General features: G+C 42.4%; 15 protein-coding genes. 10 read left to right on the top strand and 5 right to left on the bottom strand.

The window, feature by feature from the left end:
- The first annotated feature begins 23 nt into the window (after window positions 1-23).
- The 8 genes from MMU07_RS07385 (at window position 24) to MMU07_RS07350 (ending at window position 11,527) form a co-directional block, all read left to right on the top strand.
- The gene (locus MMU07_RS07385; RefSeq protein WP_241125212.1) at window positions 24-2,438 is read left to right on the top strand and encodes a TonB-dependent receptor plug domain-containing protein; all 2,415 of its coding nucleotides are present in this window, start codon (window positions 24-26) and stop codon (window positions 2,436-2,438) included.
- A gap of 72 nt (window positions 2,439-2,510) precedes the next feature.
- The gene (locus tag MMU07_RS07380; RefSeq protein WP_241125211.1) at window positions 2,511-2,930 is read left to right on the top strand and encodes a DsrE family protein; all 420 of its coding nucleotides are present in this window, start codon (window positions 2,511-2,513) and stop codon (window positions 2,928-2,930) included.
- Window positions 2,931-3,141: 211 nt separating this feature from the next.
- The gene (locus tag MMU07_RS07375) at window positions 3,142-3,969 is read left to right on the top strand and encodes a ZIP family metal transporter (RefSeq protein ID WP_241125210.1); all 828 of its coding nucleotides are present in this window, start codon (window positions 3,142-3,144) and stop codon (window positions 3,967-3,969) included.
- 199 nt (window positions 3,970-4,168) lie between these two features.
- Window positions 4,169-4,579, top strand: a complete 411-nt coding sequence (locus MMU07_RS21820) for a family 43 glycosylhydrolase (protein WP_418884508.1) — start codon at window positions 4,169-4,171, stop codon at window positions 4,577-4,579.
- Between the two features lie 11 nt (window positions 4,580-4,590).
- Window positions 4,591-6,162 (top strand): glycoside hydrolase family 43 protein, encoded by a 1,572-nt coding sequence (locus MMU07_RS07365; protein WP_241125209.1) that lies wholly within the window; start codon window positions 4,591-4,593, stop codon window positions 6,160-6,162.
- Between the two features lie 637 nt (window positions 6,163-6,799).
- Entirely contained in the window at window positions 6,800-9,049 is a 2,250-nt protein-coding gene (locus MMU07_RS07360; protein WP_241125208.1) for an outer membrane protein assembly factor BamB family protein, read from the top strand.
- 222 nt (window positions 9,050-9,271) lie between these two features.
- Window positions 9,272-10,486: a cupin domain-containing protein gene (locus MMU07_RS07355; protein WP_241125207.1), complete on the top strand. Its 1,215-nt coding sequence runs from the start codon at window positions 9,272-9,274 to the stop codon at window positions 10,484-10,486.
- A 120-nt stretch (window positions 10,487-10,606) separates the two neighbouring features.
- Complete coding sequence (locus MMU07_RS07350) at window positions 10,607-11,527, top strand: RraA family protein (protein ID WP_241125206.1); 921 nt, start codon at window positions 10,607-10,609, stop codon at window positions 11,525-11,527.
- A 405-nt stretch (window positions 11,528-11,932) separates the two neighbouring features.
- On the opposite strand, the gene MMU07_RS07345 is transcribed toward MMU07_RS07350, so the two are convergent.
- Complete coding sequence (locus MMU07_RS07345; RefSeq protein ID WP_241125205.1) at window positions 11,933-13,864, bottom strand: SMP-30/gluconolactonase/LRE family protein; 1,932 nt, start codon at window positions 13,862-13,864, stop codon at window positions 11,933-11,935.
- Between the two features lie 142 nt (window positions 13,865-14,006).
- The gene (locus tag MMU07_RS07340) at window positions 14,007-14,762 is read right to left on the bottom strand and encodes an LOG family protein (protein ID WP_241125204.1); all 756 of its coding nucleotides are present in this window, start codon (window positions 14,760-14,762) and stop codon (window positions 14,007-14,009) included.
- 599 nt (window positions 14,763-15,361) lie between these two features.
- On the opposite strand from MMU07_RS07340, the gene MMU07_RS07335 reads away from it, so the two are divergent.
- On the top strand, window positions 15,362-15,820 hold the full coding sequence (locus MMU07_RS07335) for a helix-turn-helix domain-containing protein (RefSeq protein ID WP_241125203.1): 459 nt from the start codon (window positions 15,362-15,364) through the stop codon (window positions 15,818-15,820).
- Between the two features lie 281 nt (window positions 15,821-16,101).
- Here the strand turns inward: MMU07_RS07335 and MMU07_RS07330 are convergent, their stop codons facing one another.
- Complete coding sequence (locus MMU07_RS07330; RefSeq protein ID WP_241125202.1) at window positions 16,102-17,139, bottom strand: DUF481 domain-containing protein; 1,038 nt, start codon at window positions 17,137-17,139, stop codon at window positions 16,102-16,104.
- A gap of 120 nt (window positions 17,140-17,259) precedes the next feature.
- Here MMU07_RS07330 and MMU07_RS07325 point away from each other — a divergent pair, with 120 nt between their 5' ends.
- Window positions 17,260-18,192, top strand: coding sequence for a sugar phosphate isomerase/epimerase family protein (locus MMU07_RS07325; RefSeq protein ID WP_241125201.1), 933 nt, complete (start codon window positions 17,260-17,262; stop codon window positions 18,190-18,192).
- 50 nt (window positions 18,193-18,242) lie between these two features.
- Here MMU07_RS07325 and MMU07_RS07320 read toward each other — a convergent pair whose 3' ends face one another.
- Window positions 18,243-18,536, bottom strand: a complete 294-nt coding sequence (locus MMU07_RS07320; RefSeq protein WP_241125200.1) for a chaperone modulator CbpM — start codon at window positions 18,534-18,536, stop codon at window positions 18,243-18,245.
- On the bottom strand, window positions 18,523-19,434 hold the full coding sequence (locus tag MMU07_RS07315; protein WP_241125199.1) for a DnaJ C-terminal domain-containing protein: 912 nt from the start codon (window positions 19,432-19,434) through the stop codon (window positions 18,523-18,525). Before MMU07_RS07315 ends, MMU07_RS07320 begins: the two co-directional genes overlap by 14 nt.
- Window positions 19,435-19,441: the final 7 nt, after the last annotated feature.

Below are 19,441 nucleotides of genomic sequence, written 5' to 3'. Positions count from 1 at the left end.
TCCCGAGCGAATTTTAAAAAAGAATGCTCAGAACAGGATTATTGCTTTTGATTTTATTTCAATTCAATATGGCCCTTGGTCAGGTACTTTCGGTCCGGGAATCAGGTTCGGAGATCCCAATGGATTTTGTGACTATCGCATCCCCAAAAGCAAAACTCATGGTACATACCAATGCTCAGGGAGAGGCCGATATAAGCTCTTTCAAGGGTCAGGAAAAAATTGAAATCCGGATTTTTGGTTATATCCCGGTTTCCAAAAGCTTCGACCAACTTGAAAAGGAAGGATTCCGCGTTTACCTCCAGCATTCCGAAATCACCTTGCAGCAAGCAGTCGTCTCCGCTACCAAATGGAGTCAATCCCGGCAGGAAATTCCTGCAAGGATTACAACCATCACTACCGAAGAAAGAAATCTCCTCAATCCCCAAACTGCCGCCGACTTATTGGGTATTTCGAGTGAGGTCTTTGTTCAAAAAAGCCAACAGGGAGGCGGAAGTCCGATGATTAGGGGTTTTTCGACCAACCGCCTTTTGTATACCGTAGACGGTGTGAGGATGAATACTGCCATTTTCAGAAGCGGCAACCTCCACAATGTTATCTCCTTGGATCCATTTGCCACCGAAAGTACGGAAGTTTTTTTTGGTCCGGGATCTATTATTTATGGCTCTGATGCAATCGGAGCAGTGATGAGCTTCCAAACCTTGCAGCCCAATCTTTCAAAAACAGGAAAAACAGATGTTTCTGGAAATGTAACTCTTCGGACCAGCACAGCCAATAAAGAGAAAACAGGACATGTCCACCTGAAATATGGAGGTAAAAAATGGGCCGGCGTCAGCAGTTTTAGCAACCATCATTTTGACGACCTCAAGATGGGAAGCCATGGTCCCGAGGATTTTTTGCGACCGACTTATGTGGTCACCAAAGATAACCAAGACCTTTTGGTAGAAAATACCAATCCCAAAATCCAGGTTCCTTCAGGTTACAGCCAACTCAACCTGATGCAAAAAATTAGATTCGCTCCCAATCAAAAATGGGATTTTCAATATGGATTCCATTATTCGGAGACTTCCACGTTTTCGAGGTATGACAGGTTGATCCGGTTTAGGCCAAATGGCCAACCCCGCAGTGCAGAATGGAAATATGGACCCCAGTCTTGGACGATGAACCACCTGAAGATTTCACACACTTCCGATGCCAGAGCCTTTGATCAGGTGACCTTGAATCTTGCCCTTCAAAAATTCGGAGAAAGTAGAATCGACCGAAATTTCAACGATCCCATCCGGCGCACAAGAACAGAAGAGGTCATGGCTTATTCTGCCAACCTTGATTTTCTGAAGACCTTTCCAAAAAACGCCAAGCTTTTTTACGGCTTGGAACTGATTCAAAATGATGTTCTATCAACCGGGCAGGATGAAAATATCAGTTCCGGGGAAATTTCAGTAGGGCCAGCGAGGTATCCCTATGCGACATGGAAATCTTATGCCGCCTATGGTTCCTATCAAAAGAAACTCACTGCAAAATCACTCATTCAGGCAGGACTGAGGTATAATTACTTTGGACTGAAAGCCGACTTCCGCAATAACCTGGATTTTTATCCCTTCCCTTTTGAACAAAGCAACAACAGGGAAGGTGCACTCACCGCAAGTACAGGCTGGGTCTACACCCCTGCACCGGACTGGACGATTCATGTCAACGCCTCCACGGGATTCCGGGCTCCGAATGTAGACGATATTGGAAAAGTTTTTGATTCTGAACCTGGTACTGTCATGGTGCCAAATCCTGATATCACCGCGGAATATGCCTATAACCTGGAAGCCAATGTGGGAAAGGTTTTTGGGGATTGGATGATGATCGACCTTACAGGATATTATACCCATTTGGACAATGCCTTGGTAAGAAGAAACTTTACCATCAATGGTCAGGACAGTATCTTGTATGACGGCGAAATGAGTAAAGTATTGGCTTTGCAAAATGCGGCTTTCGTCCGAATCCTTGGATTACAGGCAGCTTTGGAAATCAAGTTACCTATGAATCTGACCTTTTCCTCAAGATTAAATCTCCAAAAAGGAACAGAAGAAACCGATGATGGCAGCCAAAGTCCAACCCGTCATGCCCCGCCGACTTTTGGCGTAAGCCGGTTGGAATACCGAAAAGAAAAACTGACTGTTCAGATTTTTTCTGAATATTCCCGTGGGTTTTCATTCGGACAGCTTCCCCTTGAGGAAAGAGGGAAGCCTGAATTATACGCCATAGATGCCAATGGAAACCCGTACAGTCCCTCCTGGACGACATTGAACTTGAAAGGATTGTACCAAGCTCACAAGCATTTGTCTATCAGCATTGGACTGGAAAACATTACTGATGTCAGGTTTAGGACATACAGCTCAGGAATAGGTGCCCCGGGCAGGAATTTTGTTTTGGGTCTTTTGGCAAACTTTTGAGTATGATTAACTTGTAGGTGACTCAGATCACGAAAACACAATTACAAAAACGGTAGCTTAACAGATAAAACCATGCGAACTTCCCTAACATTACTCCTTTTGGTATTATTTACAGCCTTTGCCTCTGCGCAGGTGGTCTCCACAGCCGAACATAAAATTCTTTATCAACTGACAGACGGTGAACAGGAAATCCACAAGAAATTTATCAGACAGCTCAATAACGTACTTACTGCCGCCCCAAATGCAAAAATCGAAGTGGTCACGCATGGAATGGGTATAGATTTGCTTCGCAAAGTGGATAACCCATTTGAAAGCGATCTGCAAAAATTGGTGGACAAAGGAGTGGTTTTTGTCATCTGCGAAAACACCCTGAAGCAAAGGGAAATGAAAAAAGAGCAGTTTCTTCCTTTGGCAGGATTTGTCCCTGCGGCCATCATCGAACTTGTCATGAAGCAGGAAGCAGGTTGGATTTATATCAAAGCAGGGGGATAAGAGAGAAGGCCATATCAAGGTCAATTAGTCCATAGTCCACAGACGACAGCCGGCTCAACCGAATTTCAGTCCGGATCTTAATGATTGGTGCCATTCTGAAAACAAAAAAGGTAAGAAGGTTTAATTATCGGGGACAGCTGATTCTTTACTGCATTTTTCTTTTTTTCTTGCTATTCAAAAAACTTGGATAATTTTGTGGAAACAATTTCCTATGCTTGAATCAATTGAAATTTATGCAACTGAGATTGGACCAGTCAAAGCCGCTTTGCTTGCGACTTTGTTTACCTGGTTTTTGACTGCCCTAGGGGCGTCTTTGGTGTTTTTTTTCAAAACCATCAACAGGGCAGTTTTTGATACCATGCTGGGATTCACGGGAGGGGTGATGATTGCAGCAAGTTTTTGGTCACTTTTGGCACCGAGTATCAAGAATTCTGAAAAATTATATCCAACCATGCCTTGGTTGCCAGCTGCAATCGGGTTCCTTTTAGGCGGTTTTTTCATATTTGGGTTAGATAAGCTCATGCCCCACCTCCACATCAACTTCAACAAAGAAGAAAGTGAAGGCGTAGCTACCAAATGGCACAAGTCAACCTTACTGCTTTTGGCCATCACGCTGCACAATATCCCTGAGGGACTTGCAGTAGGAATTCTTTTTGGTGCAGCTGCCAACGGCATGGATGGCGCAAGTATCTCTGCTGCAGTAGCCTTGGCTATCGGTATTGGTATCCAAAACTTTCCTGAAGGTCTGGCTGTTGCAGTCCCGCTGAGAAGACAAGGAGTAAGCCGAAGAAAAAGCTTTTGGTACGGACAATTATCCGCAGTAGTTGAACCTATTGCGGGTGTCTTGGGTGCTGTTGCAGTCATACACATGCAGGACGTATTGCCTTATGCGCTTTCATTCGCTGCAGGCGCGATGATCTATGTCGTAGTCGAAGAGGTTATTCCCGAAACACAGCGCGACAAGTACACTGATTTGGCAGTGCTTGGATTTATGTTGGGATTTACCGTCATGATGATTTTGGATGTGGCTTTGGGGTAAAGTTTATGTAGATTTTTTTTGGAATTCAATAAGAGTCAATTGATATAAGATCCAAACCACTTACCAATGATTTTGAATTCAATTACTATCCCTTAATACGATATTGAGGGATATTGGATATTTTTGGTTAATTCAGAAGTATTGAATTCTTTAAAATGTAAATTCTCAAACCAATTCCAAAAAACCTAAACCTATAACCATGAATAGTTCAAAACCTATTTTGCTGAGCCTTCTAGCCATTTTGCTTTCATTCTCGGAAGCATTCAGCCAGAAAAGCAATGGCCCCATATTTTCCAAAGCTACTTATGAGGGAAATGACCAAGTCTACAAGGATTATCCATTGGCTGCAGATGAATTTTACAATCCCATCCTTCAAGGCTGCTATCCGGATCCTTCCATCACCAGAAAAGGAGAGGATTATTACTTGGTCAATTCATCCTTTGCGATGTTTCCCGGAGTACCGATATTTCATTCCAAAGACCTGGTCAATTGGTTCCAAATCGGTCACGTACTTGACAGGAAATCCCAACTCAAAGTGGAAGATTCAGGAATCAGTGCGGGTATCTATGCCCCTGATATCCTGTATAACCAATACAACGATACTTTTTAAAGGATTATCCATTGGCTGCAGATGAATTTTACAATCCCATCCTTCAAGGCTGCTATCCGGATCCTTCCATCACCAGAAAAGGAGAGGATTATTACTTGGTCAATTCATCCTTTGCGATGTTTCCCGGAGTACCGATATTTCATTCCAAAGACCTGGTCAATTGGTTCCAAATCGGTCACGTACTTGACAGGAAATCCCAACTCAAAGTGGAAGATTCAGGAATCAGTGCGGGTATCTATGCCCCTGATATCCTGTATAACCAATACAACGATACTTTTTATATGATCACTACGCAGTTTTCGGGAGGAATGGGGAATATCGTGGTAAAAACCAAAGACCCTAAACAAGGTTGGAGCGATCCCAACAAACTTAATTTTTCAGGAATTGATCCTGCCTTATTTTTTGATGAAGACGGCAAAGCATACGTCGTCCACAATGATGCCCCGGACAAAGGAAAGGAACTCTACAACGGTCACCGTGTGATCAAAATCTGGGAATACGATATGGCAGCAGACCAGGTCATCGAGGGAACAGACAAGATAATTGTTGACGGAGGGGTGGATATCAGACAAAAACCAATCTGGATCGAAGCGCCACATATCTATAAGAAAAACGGAAAATATTACTTGATGTGCGCGGAAGGCGGAACAGGTGGCTGGCACAGCGAAGTGATTTTTGTGAGTGACAATCCAAAAGGACCATACATTCCCGCTCCAAGCAATCCGATCTTGACACAAAGGTATTTTGCCAAAGACCGAAAAAACAAAGTGGATTGGGCAGGACATGCGGATCTGGTTTTGGGACCTGATGACAAATACTATGGCGTTTTCTTGGGGATCCGTCCAAATAGTAAGGACAGGGTGAATTCCGGTAGGGAAACATTCATTTTACCGGTAGACTGGTCGGGAGAATTCCCTGTATTTGAAAATGGGATGATCCCGATGGAACCCAAAATCAAAATGCCAAAGGGTGTGACAGAAAACAAAGCCGGAAAGGATGGCTTTTTTCCCAATGGCAATTTTACCTATACCGAAGATTTCAAATCTGACAAGTTGGATTACCGATGGATCGGCCTGAGAGGTCCAAGGGAAAATTTTATGACCATCACCAAAAATGGAGTAGAGATCAAACCTTTTGCAGTGAATATCAAAGAGGTAAAACCAATCTCTACCCTATTCTACAGACAGCAGCATAAAGATTTTTCCTTTTCCACAATCCTGAATTATAAACCTGCCTCAGAAAAAGATTTGGCGGGAATCACCCTTCTGCAGAGTGAGAAATTCCATTATGTTTTTGGAGTCACCAAAAAAGGAAACGACTTCTATATTGTACTTGAAAGAACAGAAAAAGGAACTTCAAGCATCATCTCCAGCCAAAAAATTGAGCTGAAAGGACCCATCCAACTGGAAGTAAAGGCCAAAGGAGATGACCATGAATTTAGCTATAGCCTTGATGGTGGGGAAATGAAAAAACTTGGAGGTGTGATTTCGGGTGATATCTTATCCACCAATGTAGCTGGGGGATTTACAGGAACCCTTCTCGGATTATATGCCACTGCGGCGAATGATGCGGTGCCGAAGTAAGTGATCGCTGTAGGTTAATTAATTAAAAGGACGGAATTAGAGATTCCGCCTTTTTTTCAATTAATGCAATTTGACTATCCAAATAATGGCCGAAACTGATTAAAATTAAAAGAAGACGTATTAACAAATTAATCAGAAACTACTTTCGACAAACAGTCCGCCGCGGCGGAGCTGAATATGAATAGCCCCGTGCAAGGTGCTAACCTGATTTTTATACTTTGACCAATTCTTTTGCACCGCAGCTCGGGGTTATCAAAATGCGTGATCTCCGGTTTTTGGGAGCAAAATCTTAAAGTGTGGAATTGGGTTTCCCCCAAAAACAGGGAAGGTTGATAATCTAATTCCATTACTTAATATATAATGGTTGTTAGGAAATAGACTAATGAATTTCCTCCTTTTCCAAATCAAAAAACACCCTTCACTAAACTGAATTTTAATCCATAATCCCCCTCAATCAGGTATTTAGTGTCAATTTTACACTAAAAGAATTACAAGCGGTCAATACTCCTTTTGACCTTCTTTGCTGTAATTGATTCTGAACATATATTTAATCCTGCATATTGTCACAAAATCCAAACGTTCCATAAAAGGAATTTGTGAAATCAAAATACAAAGTGCCTATTAACCTTATTTCCAAATGTTACACAACCCAAAACAACCAGGCTACTTATCATTATTGATTTTTGCCATTCCTTTGGCCATCGGATTATTTTCCGGTTGCAAGACGGAAAATCCAGATGACCATAACACCTGGACGCATTATGGCGGTTCACCGGACCAATCCAGATTTTTTAATGCCAAAGAAATCACCAAAGAAAATGTATCGGAACTCGAAGTAGCATGGATGTTTCCTACAGGAGACGAGACCCCCTATTTCTTCAGCCCTATTATCGTTGATACCACGATGTATCTGATGGGGAAAAATTCCTCCCTGATTGCTGTCAATGTGGTGACAGGAAAAGAAATATGGATCCATGCGAACTTGAATGGCATCACAAGAAGAGGGATCAACTATTGGGAAAGTAAGGATAAAACTGACAAGCGGTTATTGTTTACCATCAACAATACACTTCAGGCTATCGATGCCGTCACCGGCCTATCTATTCTCAATTTTGGAAATGAGGGCTATGTGGATCTGAGGGAAGGACTTGACAGGGACCCAACTTCCATCCGAAGAATGCAGGCCATGATGCCCGGAGTTTTATTTGAAGACCTTTTGATCTTGGGTTCAGCGCCGGGGGAAAGCTACTTTTCCCCACCGGGGTATGTGCGTGCTTACAATGTTGTCACCGGAGAACATGTCTGGACATTCCATACCATTCCCCACCCTGGAGAATTCGGGTATGAAACCTGGCCAAAAGATGCTTACAAATACGTAGGTGGCGTCAATGTATGGAGCGAAATTTCTGTAGACACAGAGCGAGGCATTGCTTATTTGCCGATTGGTTCACCGACTTATGATTACTATGGTGCAGACAGAATCGGAAGTAATCTTTTTGCCAATTCCTTAGTAGCGATAAATGCACGAACCGGTGAGAGAATCTGGCATTACCAGACCGTCCACCATGACCTGTGGGATTATGACCTTTCGCCGGCACCGCAGTTGATGACTGTAAAGAAGGATGGAAAAGAGATCGATGCAGTCGCAGTGGCAACCAAGCATGGTTTTGTCTTTGTTTTTGACAGAGTAACAGGTGAACCCGTATTTCCTATTGAAGAAAAACCATTTCCAAAAAGTGAAATGCCTGGTGAGGAATCTTGGCCAACCCAACCTATCCCATCACTTCCGCGCTTTACTAAGCATGAGGTCACGAGAGAGACTCTAAACCCATATTTTCCTGACAGCATCAAACAAGTTTGGAACAACAAACTTTCGGCCGCAAAATCCGGCTTATACATTCCTCCTTCAGACAAATACGAAACCGTCATGATGCCTGGAGCTTTGGGTGGTTCCAATTATGGAAATACCGCTGCCGATCCTGAAAACGGAATCATGTACATCCTGACCCAAGAGCATGCCTCGATATACAAGCTCAACAAAGTTGAACCTCCCAAAATAAACTTATCAGACGATGAACTGAAAAGGGTAAAAACCATGTATGCCACCACCTGCAAAACCTGTCATGGCGAAGACATGTCGGGAGGTGTCGGACCTTCCTTATTGAATGTAGGCCAACATGTGATCTATGATGAATTCAGAAGTACTGTCATCAATGGCCGTGGGCAGATGCCGGGTTTTGTCCATGTCGATGAAGAGACGCTAAAGGCTTTATATCGATACCTTGGTGGAAATCCAGCCACTTTCAATTTCCGAAGAAATACAGAAACCAAAACCCCGGAAGGTAACGTGGTGGCTTCGGGAGGCGCTACTATAAAACCAGATTCGGCCAAAGGAGCTCCGATGTCAGACTATCCTGAAGGAGTTGAGCACCCTGAGGCTCGCTATACTACCGAATATGGACTCGAATGGCCCGGATTGGCGGCTCCGCCTTGGTCATCCTTATTGGCTTATGACCTGAATAATGGAACCATCAAATGGAGCAAACCCGTTGGTCAAGATTCGCTCTATGTGCAGGGCGATCAGTCCAAAGGCGCTCCGGGAGGTGTATTGAGAAAAGGCATGGTCGTCACTTCCACAGGTATTGTATTCGCTACCGCAAAAGGAGGGAAATTGTATGCCTTCGATGGGGCGAATGGAAATATCCTTTGGGAAGAAACCCTCAGCCACGAATCAAATGCCCAGCCAAGTATGTACACTATTAATGGCAAACAATACCTGGTCATCAACGCAACTTCGAACTTTGCAAAGGACAGCTATGACCATTCCAAGAAAGAAGGTGCTTTGCCAAAGGGTTATATCGTGTATGCACTTCCGAATGAAAAATAAAAAGACCATCCTATGATTAGCCGGTAACCTGAAATACAAATTCAAACAGGACGGAAGACCGAAGACGGAAGACGGATGTATCGGACATTTTATACATTAAGCAAGAATTGATTGGATTACCGCTTTATCGGCAACTTAGCTTTCTTATTTTAGAAGTTAATTCTAAGTTTCTTTAATTAAATAATTAACATTTCAACGACGCCATCAAAACCCAGACATACCATGAAGAAACTTGTTTATTTAATCTCCTTTTTCCTGACTTTTCAGGTAACGGCCCAGTCACTCAAGGACCGGATCATCCCAAATGATCCTGCCAAATACCGGGAATTGACCGGGGTCCATGCAGGTGCCGGGAAAATGGGATTTACCCAATTGATAGGGAGAACCGAGCTGTCCACAAACTTCCTCTACCTCCACGCAGGAAAGATCGAAGCCAAATCCGGGATAGGCCACCATTTCCACCATTCGATTGAGGAGATGTTTGTCATCCTGGATGGTGAAGCCGAATTTACTGTCAATGGTAAAACCTCAAAAATCAAAGCCCCTGCCATCGTTCCCTGCAAAATGGGTGATTCGCATGCGATCTATAATTCTTCTGACAAAAGTCTGACCTGGATGAACTTTGCTGTAAGCCGCACCAAAGGAAAAACGGATGCCTTTGATTTGGGAGATACCCGTGTTGGTGCTACGCTTGATCCTGTGCCGACTTTTGTAAATGGAAGGCTGGAAAAGGAAAAAATGAAACCGAACAATCCTGCCTATGCTGGAGAGAACGTCTTGTACCGCAGGATATTGGGACCTGAGGTATTTAGCACAGACTGGAACCATGTCGATCATGTGGTTATTCCTGCCGGGAGTAAAGGCATAAGCAGGAAATTGGAAGGTTTTGAGGAAGTATATTATGTAACCAAAGGAACCGGAACAATTGCTTTGGGCGGGGAAAATGGAAACATCAAAGCTAATGATGCACTTTATGGATTGTTGGGGGAAAGCATCACCCTGTCCAATTCCGGAACAGAAGACCTTGAGCTTTTGGTGATCGGAATTGTTCCTTCCAAGCAAAAGGGATTGGCGATCCAAAAACCATTGGCGGAACCAAAATCCATTGCCTTGCAAATGGAATTTGTCGTGCCTGCAGAAAATGCCAAAGCCTTTGAACAGATGTATTATTCAATCTATGTCCCCGCCATGACGGTACAGCAGGGTTACCTCAGTTCCAAATTGCTAAGGATTTTCCCTGAAACCATTTCTAAGGAAATCCAGGCTGAACAGACCTCCCACAATTATCAGATCATGATCGAGTTTGATACAGAAGCAAGCCGAAGAAAATGGGTTGCGAGTGATCAGCACCAAATCGCATGGCCTGCCGCTTCCGGTCTTGCCACAAGTTTCAAATGGAAAGGATATGAAGTTATGGGCGATGATGATCAGAAATGAGAAACTTGTATGACGGAAGACCGATGTACCGGACATTTCAAGCTACAGTTGAGAATTTAATTGAATTAACATTTTACTTTCAACCTAAGGTAAAAACGTAAAACATAAACCAAGTTAATTATGAAATTCTATTTATTACTTTTTTTAATGGTAATTGTCTCGTTGACAAAACCCGTTTCGGCACAAACTATCTCTAAAGAAGAAATCATATTCCTAACTTCAGAATGGAAAGGGGAACGGTTTGCTGATGGTCGGCCAAAGATCTCCGATGAGCTTTTGGAGAGGGCAAAACACATCATGGTCGATGATGCATGGACTGTTCTGAAAAACGAAGGCTATCTCAACCAATATGAAGGAGGTTGGAAAACTGTCAACGATACCATGATGACCGGAAGGGCAGTGACGGCCATGTATATGCCAAGTCGTCCGGATGTAGAAAAAAACATCAAAGCCCGGGGAGCTTCCCAAGGCCGAAAAGGAAATACCAACGCTTGGCCAATCGATATTCTTACCCAAGGTGACCTGTATGTAGCAGACGCCTTCGGCAAAATTTCCGGAGGAGGTATCATGGGCGCTACTTTGGCCAATTCTATTTTGAGCAAATCAGGAAACGGAGTTGTATTTGATGGGGCTGCGAGAGACCTTCAGGAAATCCGGAATATCAAAGGATTCAATGCGTTTGTTCGGGATTTTCATCCATCATTTACTGAGGAGATGGTTCTGATGGGACTCAATACTCCAATCCGAATCGGAAATGCAATTGTACTTCCAGGTGACTTGGTAATCGCTACAATAGAGGGAGTCCTTTTTATTCCGGCTCACATGGCGGAGCAGGTGGTCAGCACTGCTGAATTTGTTATCCGCAAAGACCAGTTCGGATTCGAGATGGTGCGGGAAGGCATTTATAGCACTGGAGAAATCGACAGCCAATGGACTCCTGAAATCAAAGGTGCGTTCCTGACTTGGCTCAAAAAGCATCCTGAATTGGGAACCATGACTGCAGCAGAATTGGATCAGATGATGAGTAAGAGGACTTGGTGATTTAAAAGATATTGGAAATGATATTGGTGGATATTTAAAATGATATTGATGGATATTTAAAATGATATTAATTGATATTAGTAGATATTGATTCAGAAATAAGCGTTTCGGCTGTGGTTAATATCCATAAATATCCAGTATCAATTAATATCTATTCAACATAAATAAACATCAGATTACCAATTACAGATAATTCACATACCCCTCCTTGTTAGTCTTGATCTTGTAGACTTTACTGAAGCTTACTAGTGGATATTTAAAATGATATTGATGGATATTTAAAATGATATTAATTGATATTAGTAGATATTGATTCAGAAATAAGCGTTTCGGCTGTGGTTAATATCCATAAATATCCAGTATCAATTAATATCTATTCAACACAAATAAACATCCGATTACCAATTACAGATAATTCACATACCCCTCCTTGTTAGTCTTGATCTTGTAGACTTTACTGAAGCTTACTATAAACAGTGTCTTCATATCATTCCCTCCAAAGCAAAGACTGACCGGAAAAGATGGCAAATTGATCATACCGACATAGGTGCCTTGGTTGTTAAAAATCTGCACCCCATTGTAAGTGGCGACATAGACATTCCCTTCTTTGTCGATAGCCATCCCATCTGCACCTGAAGATCTTCCCTTCCTGTCCAATACATCTCCATTGAGCAATACCTTTGCGAATTTCCGTCCATTACTGACCGAACCGTCGTCATTGACATCATAAGCCCAGATGAAATTATCTTTTTCACTTTGGACCGGAAACCACGATTCTTTGTCGTAGCAGTTGTTGATATATAGTGTTTTTTCATCAGGACTTAACAATATCCCATTGGGCATGGCAAATTCATTGGGTTCTGTAATCCTTGAGATATCACCTTCAGGTGACACATAATAAACTGCACGACCGGGTTGGAATTTCTCAGGTTCCATGGTGAATTGTGGGTCAGTAAAGTAAAAACCTCCTTTGGAATCTGTGATGACATCATTGGGTCCATCGATTGGTTTTCCATCAAATTTGTCTGCAAGAACCCTGACCACCTGCCCTTTTGTGGTCATTTCGACAACCTGATGTCCCATCATGTCGCAGACGATCAGGTTTCCGTTTTTGTAAGGATAAAGTCCATTGGTCTGCATCTTTCCTGCTGTGATGTTGCGGTAAGTTCCATCAGGATCCATTTCTACTGTCGAACTCCTTTTAGGATCTGCATTGAAATCCTTGTCAAAAAACATATTGGAGAAATAGACTTTGCCATTCATCCATTTTGGTCCTTCAGTAAAAAACAGTTCAGGTTGGGTTTTCTTTCCATCGATAAGCAATTCCAACTTTGCATCTTCAGGAATAATGGCATGGAATGCAGCAATTTTTTCTTTTTCTTTGGTTAGATAATCAGCTCGGGAAGGCCAAAAAACATCCATCACATCAGCGCCTAGTTCACCGATTTCAGATCCATGCACCATATTTCCCGGGATTCGGACGATCTCATTGATTCCCATCTGCTTCTTTTCATCCATCAAAATTTGATTCACAGACCCCCTAAGTACCATCATCATCTGCTCTTCGGGATGGATATGTTGTGCAAATACCGAATCAGGATCCATGGATACAAAACTCAGCAACATGTTTTTGCCGGAAATCAATCTTGAAAATGCCCCAGGTGCCAATTCAGTAAGCTGTATGTCATAGAGGTCATACACTTTATTTGGACTCAGGTTGGGAGATTGAGGGGATTCTATGTCTGCGAATTCTGCAGGAAGGTCTTTTGCACCGGCTTTTTGAAGATAATCAATACGGAATGGACTGTAAACTTCGAGCAATTTGGCACCATTTGGTCCTGCTGTCAGGGCATTTTTACTGCCTTTTTCCAAATAGACAATATCCGCTCTTGGCGTTCCTCCATTTACCCCATCAGGAGCTTGTCTTTTGATAAAAATCATCTCAGTTAGAGCGCCATTGATGAGTTGCATGACTTCGCCTTCCATGACCAACATGATCCTGTCGGCAGGCAGGATTTCCTCAGGAATGGTAGCGTTGGGTTGAATCTCCACAATACTTCCCATCGCACCACTTCCCCAAAAAACCTTTGCCATTATACCGGGATAGAGTTCAACGGATTCGAAACTCTCCATTTTCATTGGCTTGCCATTTTCAAGATTTGGAGCCACTCCTGTCTCAGGCAGGTCTAGATTTCTCTCTGTCAAACCATACTGTTGAATGAGTTCCCTATTCTTCTTATCCCAATCAGAAGCAGAGGAAGTGCATCGAATCATGACAAATACCAAAGGGACTGACAGTCCCCAAAAAATAGCTTTCGGGTTTATTTTGAAGGTCATTGATTTAACAGGTTTATTTGGAATGCAAAAATTAGCTATAAAAATCTAATTTTTGGAGCAATCGGAATTCTGAAAAACCACTTGGGCAAGTTTTGAAAGGATTTGGTTAACAAAAGGCAGGGAAATATTTTCTGTGACCAAATCACCTTTTCTCTCCTAGAATAGCAGCAGGCTTTAGGACAGTTCTTTTCTTGAGTCCAAAACCTTCGATGGCGTATTTGCGAATATGTTCCTCCATCTCCTCCACAGAATCAGTAAGTAAAAATAATTCCAAATCTTCCTTATTGATCGTGCCATACTCGGCCAGGTGCTGTATGTACGCATACAGGTCATGGTGAAAATCCCTGCACATCAACACAACCGGAAACCTACGCATGACTTTGGTCTGGATCAAGGTCAAAGCTTCAAAGAATTCATCCAAAGTCCCAAATCCTCCCGGCATGACCACAAACGCAAAGCTATATTTGGAAAGCAGCACTTTTCTCACAAAAAAGAAATTGAAATCCATCCATTTGTCCAGGTAAGGATTCGGTTTTTGCTCAAAGGGAAGGATGATGTTGCAGCCTATGGATTTGCCACCGATATTTTTGGCACCACGGTTTGCTGCTTCCATGATGCCCGGGCCGCCACCTGTCATGACGGTAAATCCCAATTTGCTAACGCTTTCCCCCACCCTGACTGCGAGCTTGTAGAATTTGTCATCTTCTTCAAATCTTGCCGACCCAAAAACAGTGACACAGGGCCCCACAAAGTGCAGCATCCGAAATCCCCTGATAAATTCCATCATTACTTTAATGACAAATTTAAAATCTTGCCACCTAGTCTGTGGACCTGCATAAAAATCCTCCTCTTCGGGATTGACTAAGGGCGTAAACCCTGTAAAATTTTCTTTAATCATTGCTAAACGTATTTATAAGTGTAAAAATTGATATGGGAAATTTATGGTTCCCTTTGCAGTAAAAAAAATTTATGCTAAAAGGATTATACCTTTTATCTTAGGAGCATGACTTTACAACAATACCTCCACTTTATGAATTAAAAAGGATCAGGTTTGTGATGACACAATCAATGGCGGAGTAAGGGAAAATGAAGAATAAATAATTCAGAATGAAGAATGTTTGTGGAGACACAAACATTGGCGGAAAGAGAGAAAAAATGAATAATTCTGAATGAGAAATGATCAATGAAATATAATGTTGGTGTGAGATCAGGTTCAATTGCCACCTGCTTTAGCTGGTGGATAAAAAAATGAAAAGGGGCATTTAGGCTTTAGCCGAAAAGAATGAATAATTCAGAATGAAAAATGATTATGACACAAACCTTGATACCGGCGAATGATCCCAAGGGAATCAAATATAAATAACCCCGAGTGAGGAACGCAACTCGGGGATAACGAATACCAAGACGATTCCGGTTTTTTGGCAGAGCAAAGCAAAATATAGAATTTCAGTTTCCGCCAAAAACAGGGAAATTTAAACACATAAACAATAAATGCACATGAGCACTATAAAAAAAATTCAACTGATCAAAAGGTTTTTGACACCGGCCAAACTTGAAAAACTTGAAAAGCATGCTGAATTTTTTGAAGAAAGAAGCTATATCAATTTTGAAATCCTCGATGTTGCCGGCGATATAATTGCAGTCAAGGTCTCCCAAGGTCAAGGCAATTCCATAATAATGGAAAGCCAAAGAGAACTTTTGACCATTGCAAAATCCTTATTTGAATTTTATGTTCCTGAAAAGCGGATACATGTAGGTGAGTCTGCTTATACTGAGGCAAAAGGAATAAAAATCCCCCCCGGATGGATAAAAGATCAAATGAAAGCCAAAGGGATAACTATCGAACAAATCGTAGAAGAAACAGGAATAGCGAGAACTACAATTTCAAATTGGATCAATAATCCTATTTCGATGTCAAATCTTGCGAAGGCCATGTTTTGGTATATGCTGAAGTAAAATTTTTTCTTAAAGAATTCAACCCCTTGCAGGGTTGGTTTGACATCACACCCCATTCTATCGCCTGTCCACGATAGCGATCGGGAGCAACCCGGGGTAATTAATGATTTGACCCCTTTGGGGTTATTAATAATTTCTCATTTTCTCTCTGTGCCCTCAGCGTCCTCCGTGGTAATTTTTTTTCCTCCGCACTCTTTGCGATATCTTCTTTTCCTTTGATGTAAAAGGAAAAAAGACTCACGCAGAGTCGCAAAGAAAAAGTAAAAACCCGGGCAAATTTTTTACTTAAACTTATACCCCACATTAAAAACGATACCGTAGTCAAAATTGGTAGTGCTTCCTGCCAATGCCTGATTGTCATAACTGGCATAAAACTGAAGCCCCAAATCCAAGTTATTGATCACTTCCCAGTTGACCCTTGCATCTCCATCAAATCTTTTTCTTCCGTTTTGGTTCAATCCCAAGAAAAATTTTGGAAAAACAGTAAATGATAGATTTGGGGCTGCATAATGGAAATAATCCAGCTTGAATTGGGCAGGGATTTCGTAAAGATTGCCCGATGAACTTCCTTCCAAGCTTCTTTCCCTATTGATTACAGCTCCTGAGATCAAAGTCCCCTGAAGGTTGCTTTTGAATAAAAACCTGCGTCCAAGTCCCACTACTTGTTGGATACGGCTTGCCAATCCCAACTCTATATTCCTCTGGTAATTCAACCCCAATCCTGCCACAAGTACTGAATTCAGATTGTAATAACCGCCAAATCCCACGGATTCACGGTCTCGGGTCTTTACTCCTTGGTTATTGGTAAAAATAAAAGAACCCACAAATTCTACTTGGTATTTTTGCTCTGTAAAATTCAAATTCCAATCAAAATTGGTCCTGCCGATATCACTTGATTTGGTATAGGAATAACCGAGGACCACAGTTCCCTTGATTTTTTTGATAAATTTTTTCTCCAAAGAAACCAAGTTGAAAATATTGACGATGGGATAAGGCTTTGATACCACCCCATCATCTACTATCACCTCACCATAATTCTTGGAAGGTTTCAAGACACCATAATACACGGATTGATCTATGGTCTGGATCCTATAAGTGGCCATGCTCGCCTTGATGGTTTTGATTTTGTGGTACTTTACGTTTTGGACTGAAAGGTCTATGTCATCAAATTGAATGATGCCGAGACTGATACTGTTTAGTTTCCCGATCATGATCTGCCCATTTCTGAGAAAAAGTGTATCTTTTTCTTGTGCAAAGGCATTGAAAGTGACTGTAAATAGGGAAAAACCAATAAAAACGAGAAAAATCCTCCAATTCATGATTTTAATTCAAAATTAATTCATCCAAAGAAAGTTGATTTAAAATTAAATTACGGAAAATTGGAAAGGAATTTTCCGTAAGATTAAATCACGCTTTGAAGTGAATTAAAACCCAATACTATGGACAGACGCAAATTTTCCAAAGTTACTTCCCTGACCCTGCTGGGATCGGGATTATTGGCTTCTTTTCCCTCTATAGGATCCGATCTCAAAGCCAAAAGTAAACTACGGCTTGGTGGGCCGATCTTCGAAAAATTTGACTCCCCCGAAAGTTGGGTGGCAGCTGTGAAAAACGCCGGCTATAGAGCGGCTTATTGCCCTGTTGGATTGAATGCCAGTAAGGATGACATCAAAGCCTACAAAAAAGCAGCCGACAAGGCAGATATCCTCATCGCGGAAGTGGGTGCCTGGTCCAATCCCATCAGCCCTGACAAAAAAACCGCCAAAGAAGCCTTTGAAAAATGTGTCGCCTCGCTAGACCTCGCTGATCAAATAGAGGCCAAATGCTGCGTCAACATCGCCGGTTCCAAAAACGTGACGAACTGGGCGGGGCCCCACGCCGATAATTTTTCGGACGATACCTTTGACCTGATCGTAGAGACCACCAGAAACATTATCGATGAGGTCAAGCCAAAAAATACTTTTTACACTTTGGAAGCCATGCCTTGGGTCTTCCCTGAGTCAGCAGATGCTTACCTTAGGTTGATCAAGGCCATCGACCGAAAAGCTTTTGCAGTCCACCTTGACCCGGTAAATATGGTCGTCAGCCCTGCTGTGTTCTACCGCAACGGTGACCTGATCAAAGACTGTTTCAAAAAACTTGGTCCCAATATCAAGAGTTGTCATGCCAAGGACCTGATCCTTAAGGAACCAACTTTTATGCCCGAATTCAATGAAGTTAGGCCTGGACTTGGGCAGATGGATTACAGGGTATTTCTAACAGAAATGAAAAAATTTCCAGAGGTCCCCTTGATGATGGAGCACCTGCAGACTGCGGAAGATTACAAAGCCGGGGCGGAGTATATCCTGAAAGTGGAGCAAGAAATCAGGTAGCTTGGGCAGCTCCCTGAAAGGAATGATTTAATATCTGGAATGGGATGTGCCTATTTCTCCCATTTTCTCAATTTTCTGATCAGGGAGAGGTTTTCTTCCTGCAGTTGCTCTATTTTGCCCAAAAGCCCCATCACCACCTCCACCCCTTCAGGGTTGAGGTCAAGGTCTTTGTACAGCCTCACGATTTGTTCCATCCGGCTAAAGGCCTCCTCTTCCAGAAAAAACCCGGCTTCCTCTTCGACGATTTCTACCAAGCCAAGTTCTTGAAAGGTGAAAATCAATCTCGATTCTATGCCATGGTATTGGCAGAAAGTGTGGATGCTGATGTGGTTAGATGGTACCATGGTTTCTGAGTTTGGCTAATTGTTCGAAAAGTGATTTTTCCTGCTCCGTAATGTTTTTTGGGATTTCTACCTTGTAGGTCACATATAGGTCTCCAAATTTTCCTTCTTCCTTGTAAACAGGAAAACCCTTGCCTTTGAGCCTGACTTTGGTGTCGTTTTGCGTTCCGGGGCTGAGTTTGAGTTTGACTTTGCCATCCATCGTGGGCACTGTGATTTCCCCTCCCAAGATCGCTGTGTATAGGTCTACATTGACTTTGACATATAAATCATTCCCTTCCCTGACAAAGCCGGTGTCATTCTTGACCACAAACTTGACATACAGGTCCCCGGATGGTCCACCATTCATTCCCTCCCCTCCATAGCCCCGGATATTGATCGTCTGCCCATCTTCTACTCCTGCCGGGATAGTCAAGCGGATATTTTTCCCATCCACTGTCAATGTTTGCTTTTGGGTCTGGTAGACATCCGAGAGCCTGAGGTGGAGTTCGGCTTTATAATCCGCTCCCTTATATTTTAGATTTTCCCTACCCGAACTTTGGAAGCCACCGCCTCCAAACATAGAACTGAAAAAATCCGAAAAGTCTTCTTCTGTATAATGTCCTGAATATGCCTTGCTACTTGCCTGTTCCCTTGGGCGGGACTGTCTCTGACCTGCTTTTTCAAACTCCTCGGCATGTTTCCAATCCTTTCCGTAATGGTCGTATTTTTTTCTTTTCTCCGGATCACTGAGTACCTCATTGGCTTCGTTGACCTGTTTGAATTTGGATTCAGCCTCCTTATTATTGGGATTGAGATCGGGGTGATATTTCCTTGCAAGCTTCCTGTAGGCTTTTTTGATATCCTCGGGAGAGGAATTTTTATCAATCTCCAAGATTTTATAATAATCTATAAATTCCATTTTCAGT

The organism is Cognataquiflexum nitidum (genome assembly GCF_022538055.1).
GTDB classification, from domain to species: Bacteria; Bacteroidota; Bacteroidia; order Cytophagales; family Cyclobacteriaceae; genus Cognataquiflexum; species Cognataquiflexum nitidum.
The sequence above is the reverse complement of the archived record's forward strand: the minus strand, read 5'-3'. Positions and strand labels throughout refer to the sequence as shown.